Origin of the sequence: Limosilactobacillus alvi, assembly GCF_016900115.1 — a bacterium.
GTDB classification, from domain to species: domain Bacteria; phylum Bacillota; class Bacilli; order Lactobacillales; family Lactobacillaceae; genus Limosilactobacillus; species Limosilactobacillus alvi.
Genome location: NZ_JACJJQ010000023.1, coordinates 23,313 through 33,069, shown reverse-complemented (window position 1 = coordinate 33,069; position 9,757 = coordinate 23,313). Strand labels below are relative to the sequence as shown.

10 protein-coding genes are annotated in these 9,757 nt (G+C 41.7%); 6 read left to right on the top strand and 4 right to left on the bottom strand.

What is annotated here, in order from left to right; translation table 11 throughout:
* Positions 1 to 89 precede the first annotated feature (89 nt).
* A complete protein-coding gene (gene mscL, locus H5993_RS05915; protein ID WP_204776613.1) occupies positions 90 to 473 on the bottom strand; it encodes a large-conductance mechanosensitive channel protein MscL in 384 nt (127 codons plus the stop codon).
* Positions 474 to 767: 294 nt separating this feature from the next.
* Entirely contained in the window at positions 768 to 1,721 is a 954-nt protein-coding gene (locus tag H5993_RS05910) for an L-lactate dehydrogenase (protein ID WP_204776612.1), read from the bottom strand.
* A 601-nt stretch (positions 1,722 to 2,322) separates the two neighbouring features.
* Here H5993_RS05910 and H5993_RS05905 point away from each other — a divergent pair.
* The 6 genes from H5993_RS05905 to dtd all read left to right on the top strand — a co-directional run bounded on the left by H5993_RS05905 (position 2,323) and on the right by dtd (position 7,526).
* A complete protein-coding gene (locus tag H5993_RS05905; protein WP_204776616.1) occupies positions 2,323 to 2,622 on the top strand; it encodes a hypothetical protein in 300 nt (99 codons plus the stop codon).
* 99 nt (positions 2,623 to 2,721) lie between these two features.
* A complete protein-coding gene (prmA, locus tag H5993_RS05900; RefSeq protein WP_204776611.1) occupies positions 2,722 to 3,684 on the top strand; it encodes a 50S ribosomal protein L11 methyltransferase in 963 nt (320 codons plus the stop codon).
* A complete protein-coding gene (locus H5993_RS05895; protein WP_204776610.1) occupies positions 3,684 to 4,445 on the top strand; it encodes a 16S rRNA (uracil(1498)-N(3))-methyltransferase in 762 nt (253 codons plus the stop codon). The genes prmA and H5993_RS05895 overlap by 1 nt, the downstream gene beginning before the upstream one ends.
* A gap of 60 nt (positions 4,446 to 4,505) precedes the next feature.
* Positions 4,506 to 4,835 carry a diguanylate cyclase family protein gene (locus tag H5993_RS05890; protein WP_180869742.1) on the top strand — a complete coding sequence of 110 codons (330 nt, stop codon included), beginning with the start codon at positions 4,506 to 4,508 and terminating at the stop codon, positions 4,833 to 4,835.
* A gap of 13 nt (positions 4,836 to 4,848) precedes the next feature.
* Positions 4,849 to 7,080, top strand: a complete 2,232-nt coding sequence (locus H5993_RS05885; RefSeq protein WP_180869740.1) for a RelA/SpoT family protein — start codon at positions 4,849 to 4,851, stop codon at positions 7,078 to 7,080.
* Positions 7,081 to 7,088: 8 nt separating this feature from the next.
* A complete protein-coding gene (gene dtd, locus H5993_RS05880) occupies positions 7,089 to 7,526 on the top strand; it encodes a D-aminoacyl-tRNA deacylase (RefSeq protein WP_204776609.1) in 438 nt (145 codons plus the stop codon).
* Between the two features lie 157 nt (positions 7,527 to 7,683).
* Here the strand turns inward: dtd and H5993_RS05875 are convergent, their stop codons facing one another.
* Positions 7,684 to 8,523, bottom strand: a complete 840-nt coding sequence (locus H5993_RS05875; protein ID WP_204776608.1) for a fructosamine kinase family protein — start codon at positions 8,521 to 8,523, stop codon at positions 7,684 to 7,686.
* Positions 8,524 to 8,544: 21 nt separating this feature from the next.
* Positions 8,545 to 9,420: an N-acetylmuramoyl-L-alanine amidase gene (locus H5993_RS05870; protein WP_239458001.1), complete on the bottom strand. Its 876-nt coding sequence runs from the start codon at positions 9,418 to 9,420 to the stop codon at positions 8,545 to 8,547.
* Positions 9,421 to 9,757 lie beyond the last annotated feature (337 nt).

Genomic DNA, 9,757 nt, shown 5'->3' with positions numbered 1-9,757 from the left:
TTCGAGAATCAAGTGTAACTTGATTCTCCATTGCCTAAACGATTTCCAGATCAAGAGGCACACTGTTGCCTTTTGATCCAGAAGCTCGGTCATTTATGGCCGAGTAGTTCACCTTCCAACATCTTAACAATCTTTTCAAGCGATTCTTCTGCACTGGCATGCTTTGGTGCTTCGGGTTCAGCTGGCTTTGGCATGATCTTGTTCATTCCTTTGACTAAAAGGAAGACCACAAAGGCAATGATTAAGAAGTTAATTACCGAGTTTAAAAAAGAACCATATTTAAAATGGGCATCGCCAACTGAAAAAACCAAGTTAGAAAGGTCAATTTTTCCTAAGAAAATCCCGATCAAGGGGTTGATTAAGTTCTTAACTAGCGAAGTAACAATCGCAGTAAAAGCAGAACCAATGATTACCCCAACGGCTAGATCCATCACATTTCCACGACTAATGAACTCTTTGAATTCTTTGAGCATAATTTAAACGTCCTTTCCGTTTATCAACGTAATTATTCAATTACCATTATACTAAAACTTTTAAATTTGAAAAGTTAAAATTCCTAATCGAATGATTAGCTAGAGGGTTCATTTTTAATTTCTTAACAGATCCACGTGATTTGGTAAACATCGCGTTGGAAGATGGTAGCATTTGATTAAAAATTAGGGAGGAAAACCAGGATTTAATTAACAATTTTACCAATAGACTGATAAAACAACTGTATAAAAAAAGATCGGTAGAAACCGACCTTTTATATCTATGGTTAATTTTAATTAGCCTTGAAGCTTAGCCATACCATCCTTAGCAATCTTTTCCAAGGTTGCAGCAGAGTCGGCCATGGCCTTCTTTTCACGATCATCCAGTGGAACTTCGATTACCCGGTCAACCCCGTTAGCGTTGATAACGGCAGGTGAACCAATGTAAATGTCATTCAAACCGTATTCACCATTCATTGGTGCGCCAACTGGGAGCACTGCGTTTTCATCACGAAGAATTGCCCGTGAAATCCGCATCAAAGCAGTTGCAACTCCGTAGAAGGTAGCGCCCTTCCGGTTAATGATTTCGTAAGCCTTGTGACGAACTTCGTCTTCGATCTTGTAAAGTTCGTCCATTGAAATGTTAGCTTCCTTAGCCATTTCGAGTAATGGCTTACCACCAATCGTTGCAGTAGAGTAAGCAGCAAATTCGGAGTCACCGTGTTCAGCCATCATGTTTGCGGAAACATCAACTGGGCTTACGTTAAAGCGCTTAGCCATTTCAACCCGAAGCCGGGCAGAGTCAAGGGAAGTACCAGAACCGAAGACGCGGTTCTTTGGTAAGCCGGAGAGCTTTTGAGCAGCGTAAGTTAAGATATCAACTGGGTTGGCAGCAACTAAGATGATACCATCGAAACCAGACTTCTTGATTGGTTCAATGATGGACTTCATAATCTTCAAGTTCTTGTCAACCAGATCCAAACGAGTTTCACCTGGCTTTTGCGGAGCACCAGCAGTGATGACAATCAAGTCAGCATCCTTGCAAGTGTCGTAGTCAGCGGAGTAAACAAGTTTTGGAGCCGTGAATGGGGTAGCATCTTCAAGGTCTAATGCGTCCCCTTCAGTCCGTTCCTTAGAAATATCGATGATTGCAAGTTCTTCAGCAATCCCTTGTTGAACCATTGCATATGCGTAACTTGAACCAACGGCGCCGTCCCCAACGAGAACAACTTTTTGATGATTCTTTGACATGAAATAACACTCTCTTCCATTGCGTATTTGTAACAGTATCGCTACGGTTGTAATTATACCATCTTTGTTACAAAATGGATCGATTTGTGTAAAAATTATCAAGCTTTTTGTTTTTTAAGTTCAAAGCCTATCAAATTAGTGATTTATAAAATATTGGTAGGTCTTAAAAATCACTCACATATGATTAATTGATGGTTATTAAAAATTATCAAGCCACTTTGCTTACTATCGAATTAGAAATAAATTTGAAGAAAAGGTAACTAGTGATTGAATAATCCAAAACAAGCTAGACCAAGCAACAAAATCGCCGGCAATAATAGGAATTTAAAAAAAGCAGCCGCTAAAGTGATTACTAAGATTACTCCTAATAACCACAATGAAAACTTAAATAACTTCCATAAAATCCAAATTACTAATAGTGTAATTAAAATTGACATTTTAAGTCTCCTCAAATGATTTTAAATATGGTAAAATATTTTCTTAACTATGGCATAGTTTTTGTCTCAAAAGCAAAAGCTATGTTAAAATAGAACCATTGAAAAAGGCTGTATCCTTAAGAGCAGAGGAGGTGATTACCATTCTAAATCGGACTAAACAGTTTATGCGTGATAATGATCTTACGTATAAGAAAGAATACATCCGACCGATGATGACGCCGGAACATGTTTATATTTTCCGGTTTGGCAAGCATAAACTTAATAACCGGGTAATCATTCGTTACTCTCATACCTGGACGGGACGGTTAAAAATCAATGAAATTGATGTCCGTCTCCACCATCAACACCATCCCCGGATTTTCAAGACCGAACGTGATCTGATTATTTACTTAACCAATCATTTGGAAAAGAAACGCCAACAGATTGTGGATGGACCAAAAAATGAGGCTTCAAAGGATAATTAAACTTCATTTGAGGCTATCATACTTGATAACGGAGCTACGGCAAAGCTTTTTTGTCGTAGCTCCGTTACTTTTAATAAAAATTTTAAGCGAGGGATAGAAATGGCTGATTGGACAGAAATTACAGTTGAAACCAGCACAGCAGCAGTTGAAGCAGTTTCTTATCAATTGACTAATCATGGGGCAACTGGCGTTAAAATTGACGATGCGGCAGATTTTGTCAAGCTAACCGTTGGTAAGTACGGTAAGTATGGCGAAATTGTAGATCCGTTTGATCTCCCTCATCGGGAAAGTGGGGCCGCGGTAACGGGTTACTTTCCACCAACGACGTTCGTTCCAGAAGTGGTTGCGGAAGTTGAAGCTGCTGTCAAGCAACTGACTGAATTTGGGATTGATCCGGCGCCGGCTAAAGTAAGTGTCAACCAAATTACCAATGATGATTGGGCACTGGCTTGGCAAAAGTACTATCATCCCGTTCGGATTACTCATCAACTAACGGTCGTACCGGCTTGGGTTGATTATCAACCAAGTGATCAAAACGAAAAGCAAATTGTGTTAGATCCAGGAATGGCGTTCGGTACGGGAACACACCCAACGACTAAGTTAATGCTTCAGGCCTTGGAAATGACCATCCGGGGTGGCGAAAGTTTACTAGATGTTGGAACTGGTTCTGGGGTGCTTAGTATTGCCGCAAAACAATTAGGGGCTGGTAAGGTTCAGGCTTATGACTTAGATCCGGTTGCCGTTGAATCAGCGAAGAAAAATCTGGCTTTGAATCCAGTCGCTAACGATGTTTTGGTAGGTCAAAATAGTCTTTTAGACGGAATTAAAACCCAAGTTGATATGGTGGTTGCTAACATTCTGGCGGAAATTATCTTGCCTTTAATTCCCCAAGCGATGGCAAATCTTAAACCAAGCGGTAAATTTTTGACTTCGGGTATTATTAAAGATAAGTTTGAAGAAATTTTAGCGGCCCAAGAGAAGGCCGGCTTTGTCATTGATGAAACCATGCGGATTAAAGATTGGTATGGAATCATTGCCCACAAAAAGGGGGAAGATGACTAGTGCAACGGTATTTTTTACCTTATCAAACCTTAACGACGCAACCAATCCAGCTTCCCAAAGAACAGGCACATCATTTATTGACGGTGTTACGAGGAAAGATTGGGACCTCCCTTGAAATTGTTCTTGCCGACCACTGTGTTTACCAAGCTAGTGTTAATGCTATGGATCCCGTTCCCACGGTTCAGATTGATAAAAAATTAGCAGTGAATGCTGAATTACCAGTCCGCGTTATCGTTGCTTGTGGTTTACCTAAAACCAAGGAAAAGCCTGAGCTAATTGTTAAAAAAGGGACCGAGCTGGGAGCTAATCATTTTATCTTTTTTGAAAGTGAACGTTCAGTGAGTCACTGGGACCAAAAGAAGATTACCAAAAAACTTGCGCGCCTTGCAAAAATTATTGAAGGGGCGGCTGAACAATCGCATCGGAATAGTTTGCCAACACTCGAATATTTACCGAACTTACAAGCTGTCACCGACCAACCGGCCGATGTAAAGTTAGTGGCCTGGGAAGAATCAGCAAAACAAGGCGAAACTGGTGCGTTGGTTAAAGCTTTACAATCACTACAACCTGGTCAAACAATCCTAGCATTATTTGGACCAGAAGGGGGGCTTACTGAAACCGAAGTTACAACTCTTAAGCAGGCAGGGTATTTACCAGCTGGCCTTGGTCCCCGAATTTTACGAGCGGAAACAGCCCCACTATATTTCTTAGCTACGGTTTCTTATCAATTAGAACTATTAAATGCGGGCAAATCGCGCTAAATTAGGAAAAAGCTGTGCTAAAATAAGAATAATCTAATTTTTAATTACGAGGAAAAGAGAATGAAAAAGTTGAAGCAATGGTGGCAAAAAGCTGATTGGACAGTGATTATTACGAGCTTAATTATGGGAATTGTTGTTACTGGTTTGGCAGCAAAACTAGCTTTCATTAGTCGTGTAATGATGGTGGGCATTTTGCTGTTAATCGTTAATTCTTTACTTAGTATCTGGCTTGGAAAACGGTCGGTTAACCGAAGTTGGGGAATGTTACTTTGGTTCCCTGGAGCTTTTTTGATTGGTGCTTATAACTTTGCACCTCGTTATATGTGGCCATTTGCACTTGTTTACCTCGGGATTAGTTATCTTACTTGGTCAATGACCAGAGCAGATTAAGGGGGGGAGTCACATGTCGCGCCAAAAAGAACTTACTCATGATGACGTTAAAAAGATGGTTGCTACGTATATGAATGCGGAGCATGTTGCCCTCGTTGAGAAGGCTTATCACTTTGCAGCGGTTGCCCATGCTAATCAAGTCCGGAAATCTGGCGAACCATACATTATCCATCCAATTCAAGTTGCCGGAATTTTAGCTAATTTGCGGATGGATCCTGAAACGGTTTGCGCTGGGTATATGCACGATATTGTTGAAGACACCGGTGCTACCCTCGATGATATTAAAGAATTGTTTGGGCCAACTATTGCCTTGATTGTCGATGGTGATACCAAGATTAGTAAGATTCATTATAAATCAAACAAAGAACAAATGGCGGAAACTCACCGGAAATTACTCCTGGCAATGAGTAAAGATATTCGGGTGATGATTGTCAAACTTGCTGACCGCCTTCATAATATGCGAACCCTACAACATCTGCGGCCTGATAAACAACGTCGAATTTCAAATGAAACTTTGGAAATCTATGCACCAATTGCTGATCGGTTGGGGATTAGTACCATTAAATGGGAATTAGAAGACCTCTCTTTGCGCTACCTCAATCCACAACAGTACTATCGGATTGTTCATTTAATGAATTCGCGTCGTGATCAACGGGTTAATTATATTAACGTTGCCATTGAAAAGGTTAAAGGCGCGATTAATGATCTTGACTTAGGCGAAAATGTTGAAATTTACGGTCGACCAAAGCATATCTATTCCGTTTATCGGAAAATGGTAACGCAACATAAACAATTTAGTGAGATTTACGACTTACTTGCAATCCGGGTTGTGGTCGATTCAATTCGGGATTGTTACGCAGTTTTAGGTGCAATCCATACTAACTGGAAGCCCATGCCAGGGCGGTTTAAGGACTATATTGCAATGCCAAAGGCAAACGGCTATCAATCTTTGCATACCACAGTAATTGGACCAGAAGGGCGACCACTGGAAATCCAAATTCGGACCCATCAGATGCATGAAGTGGCTGAATATGGGGTGGCAGCTCACTGGGCTTACAAGGAAGGAAAAACCAATGGGGTTGACCAAACCAGCCGGGACAGTAAAAAGTTAAATGTCGTCAAAGAAATTCTTGAATTACGGCAAGAGAGTAACGGCACTGATGAATTTATGCAGGGGGTCCAGAGTGATATCTTTGCTGATAAAGTCTATGCTTTTACGCCAAAGGGGGATGCCATCGAAATGCCGAAGGGAGCGGGTCCCTTGGACATGGCTTACCAAATTCATACCGAAGTTGGTAATCACACTACTGGAGCCAAAGTGAACGGCCGGATTGTTCCTTTGAATTATGAAATTAAAAACGGCGATATTGTTGATATTTTGACTTCTTCTTCATCTGCAGGGCCGAGCCGAGATTGGCTTGATCTAGTTTCAACCCGGCGGGCGCGGAATAAGATTCGGCAATTTTTCCGCTTGCATAATCGGGATGAGAACATCGAAGCTGGGATCCGGATGCTTGAGAATTTGCTGCGGGATCACGGCTTTAACCCATCGGAATTCTTAACCGCTGACCAAGAAGCTAAAGTCGCTCAACAAATGCATTACAACACGGCAGATGATCTGTTTGCTGCAATTGGTTTTGGAGATGTACCGCCCCTTGGTGTCGCCAACCGTTTTACCGCGGATGTCCGGAAGCAACAAAAGGCAGATCGACAACGACAAGCAGAAAAAGAATTACTGGAAGAACACAAAACCCTTGATCAACAACCAGAAAAAAAGCACCTGACCAATTCTAACGATGGCATTATTGTTGATGGGGTTGATAATCTTTTGACCCGGTTGAGTCATTGTTGTAGCCCAATTCCAGGGGATGATATTGTTGGTTACATTACTAAGGGACGAGGCGTCTCGGTGCACCGCCGGGATTGCCCTAATGTTAAGTCAAGTGAACAAAGTGGGCAACGATTAGTTTCAGTTCACTGGGCGGATCCGCAAGGCGATAAGACTAATTACGATGCTGATATCGAAGTGGAAGGTTATAATCGCAATGGTTTATTGAGCGATGTGGTGCGGACAGTCAACAATAAAACACGGTACCTAAATTCAATTAATGGAAAGGTTGATCATAACCGAATGGCTACTATCTCCTTAACCGTGGGGGTTCGAAATCTCAACCATCTCCAATTAATTGAAGATGCCTTGAAAAATTTGGCTGATGTTTATGTTGTTAAACGGGTTATTCACTAGGAGAGATTATGCGTGTATTACTACAACGGGTTAACCACGCCCAAGTGAAAATTGATGGTGAAATCGTTGGTAAAATTCAAAAAGGCTATCTCCTGTTGGTCGGTTTTGCCCCTGATGATACTAGCGATAAGATTGATTACTTAGTTCATAAGATTACTAATTTACGGGTTTTTGAAAGTGAACCCGGGAAGATGAATCTTGGACTCAAAGATGTTAACGGTGAGATCCTTTCGGTATCCCAGTTCACCCTTTACGCGGACGTTAAGAAGGGAAATCGCCCCGGCTTTTCAAATGCTGCCAAACCAGATTTAGCCCAACCCCTTTACGAAGAATTTAACCAAAAATTAGCGGCAACCGGAATTCATGTTGAGACTGGCCATTTTGGCGCTGATATGAAGGTTGAACTGGAGAATGACGGGCCAGTGACGATCATGTATGAGAAATAAAGAAAGCCCCATGCAAGGCGGTGCGACCGTTAACAGCCATTCAGCTACTGCTTTGACCTTAGTTGCTGAGTAACATGCGGAGATGACAAAGAGGGTGGTAAGAGACTTGAGTTTCTTACCACCCTCGCTTACTACATATAGTTTTAGAGCACGTCAACTAGAACCGCCCCAAAATCTGGTCAACGCTCGGACCATAACTTTCCCCAAAGAGGATTAGGTGCATACACAGGTAATAGAACTGATACCAAGCAAGTCTGTTATTTAATCCCGGTCTAAGGGGTAAAATACTCTGATAGCCATTGTAAAAATCATTTTCAAAGCCCCCAAAGATGGTTGTCATAGCAATATCAAACTCGCGGTCCCCGTAAACAGAATCAGGATCGATAAGTAAGGGTTGACCTTGATCATCAAACATAAAGTTGCCCGCCCAAAGGTCACCGTGCAAGAGACTGGGTTGAACCGGATGGTCAGCATAGTAGCGTTTGAAAGCGGCCACCATTTTTTCAAAGTGTTGGTTCCGCCAATCGTTCCATACGCCCTTTGCTTTAGCAGCTTTAATTTCCGGTTCTAGGCGTTGGTGCACATAAAAATCGCTCCAATTAGGGTTCCAATGATTATCTTTAACTAGAACTTTTGTCTTATGGTTGGTGGAAAAACCAAATTTATCATTGGTGATTTGGTGAAGCTTTGCGACGGCTTGACCGAGTTTAAATTGATCTCCCCAACCACTTTCGATCCATTCGAGGATTAAAAAGGCATTACCTTCAATTTCTCCTTGAGCAACTGGATGAGGGACTTTAATTGCTTGTTCAAGAGCTGCTAGGCCATCTCGTTCGTGGTCAAAGTACTTTGCCGGCTGATTTGGTTGGACCTTGATAAAATAAGGCTTGTTATCAGCAATCACTTTAAAGGCAAGGTTAATGTCCCCACCGGACACGGGTTGATGATTTGTAATCTTAGTTAGAGGTAATTGTTTGAACCATTGGTCATTTAACATCCTACCGCTCTTCTTTCTAAATTATTTTCCCGCTCTATTTTGACAAAATTGATTCAACCCAGTAACAACATCATTGGCAACCTGATTTTGGTAACGGGCAGTTTTGATTTGTTGAAAATCTCGTTTGGTATTGATATAGCCCATCTCGCAGAGAATGGCCGGTTGGGTGTTATCCCGAATAACGAGAAAATCGCCAAAGTTAATTCCTAAGTTTTTTAAGGGAAGGTGGTTGAATTGGTGATTAACGGTTTGGGCTAATTCTTTACTAGGTCCTCGGTGATATCCTCGGTGATAGTAGTAAGTGGTGACCCCGCTTCCTTCATTCGCCTGGGGGGATGAATCATAATGAAAACTAATGAAGACATCGGCCTTGGCTTTCTCTGCCATTTTCGGTCGTGGCTTAAGAGCGACGAATTGATCATTGTCGCGGGTCATTATTACTCGTGCACCTTGGGCCCGTAGTTTACTGGCAACTCGGTTGGCGAGGGCTAAAGTATAAGTTTTTTCCATGTATTTAGGGTTATTACTGTTATCGTGGTACTCGGCTCCTGAATCGGACCCACCATGACCAGCATCAATTACAATTGTCGCTTCGCTTAAAGCATTGTGAGTGCCTACCTTAGTTTGATTTTTTAACCGCCAAGCAGGTGCCCATGCAACTTGATGATCATCAATTCGTAATTTATACCAGCTATTCCTTTGACCAATAATCTGTCCGGTTTCTGTTGCGCTTTGTTTGATGGGAGCGTAAGTTAAACCTGGTCCTTGCCGTAAAATAATGGCGCTTTTGTGAATCGTAATTTGATTTTGTTTGGTAACGGCAAAGATTAAGCAGAGTGCAAGTAGGAGTGGAACTAGGCAAAGCCAAAGTTGGCGACGATTAAATGTAGCCTGCAAGCAAAACGCTCCCTTCATTAAGTTTTCCTTATCAATAAGTTTACGGCGGGAATTTAAAAAAGCAAGCGTTGGAAGAGTAAAATAGTTAGGTGAATTTTGTATTGTTTAATTTTGGTTAAGCTGTTAATAAAGTCGACCAACTTTCTAATAAAAGCTTGACGGATCCTGGTAAAACCGAGTATTGTAGATGGGAATCAAATAGCGAAAAATAGCCCGTGAGAAGGATTGATTAGTTAAGACTTGCTTAGCGAACTGGGGACGGTGAAAGTCCAGTCAAGTGAAAACTAAGTGACCCCTTTGAGGTTATAATCGTCGTTTTGCGACGTTATCCCTGAGT

What these genes read in the sequence shown, in the direction of transcription:
- mscL (WP_204776613.1), bottom strand. Translation starts at nt 473, where the DNA reads ATGCTCAAAGAATTCAAAGAGTTCATTAGTCGTGGAAATGTGATGGAT.
- H5993_RS05910 (WP_204776612.1), bottom strand. Translation starts at nt 1,721, where the DNA reads ATGTCAAAGAATCATCAAAAAGTTGTTCTCGTTGGGGACGGCGCCGTT.
- H5993_RS05905 (WP_204776616.1), top strand. Translation starts at nt 2,323, where the DNA reads ATGCGTGATAATGATCTTACGTATAAGAAAGAATACATCCGACCGATG.
- prmA (WP_204776611.1), top strand. Translation starts at nt 2,722, where the DNA reads ATGGCTGATTGGACAGAAATTACAGTTGAAACCAGCACAGCAGCAGTT.
- H5993_RS05890 (WP_180869742.1), top strand. Translation starts at nt 4,506, where the DNA reads ATGAAAAAGTTGAAGCAATGGTGGCAAAAAGCTGATTGGACAGTGATT.
- H5993_RS05885 (WP_180869740.1), top strand. Translation starts at nt 4,849, where the DNA reads ATGTCGCGCCAAAAAGAACTTACTCATGATGACGTTAAAAAGATGGTT.
- dtd (WP_204776609.1), top strand. Translation starts at nt 7,089, where the DNA reads ATGCGTGTATTACTACAACGGGTTAACCACGCCCAAGTGAAAATTGAT.
- H5993_RS05875 (WP_204776608.1), bottom strand. Translation starts at nt 8,523, where the DNA reads ATGTTAAATGACCAATGGTTCAAACAATTACCTCTAACTAAGATTACA.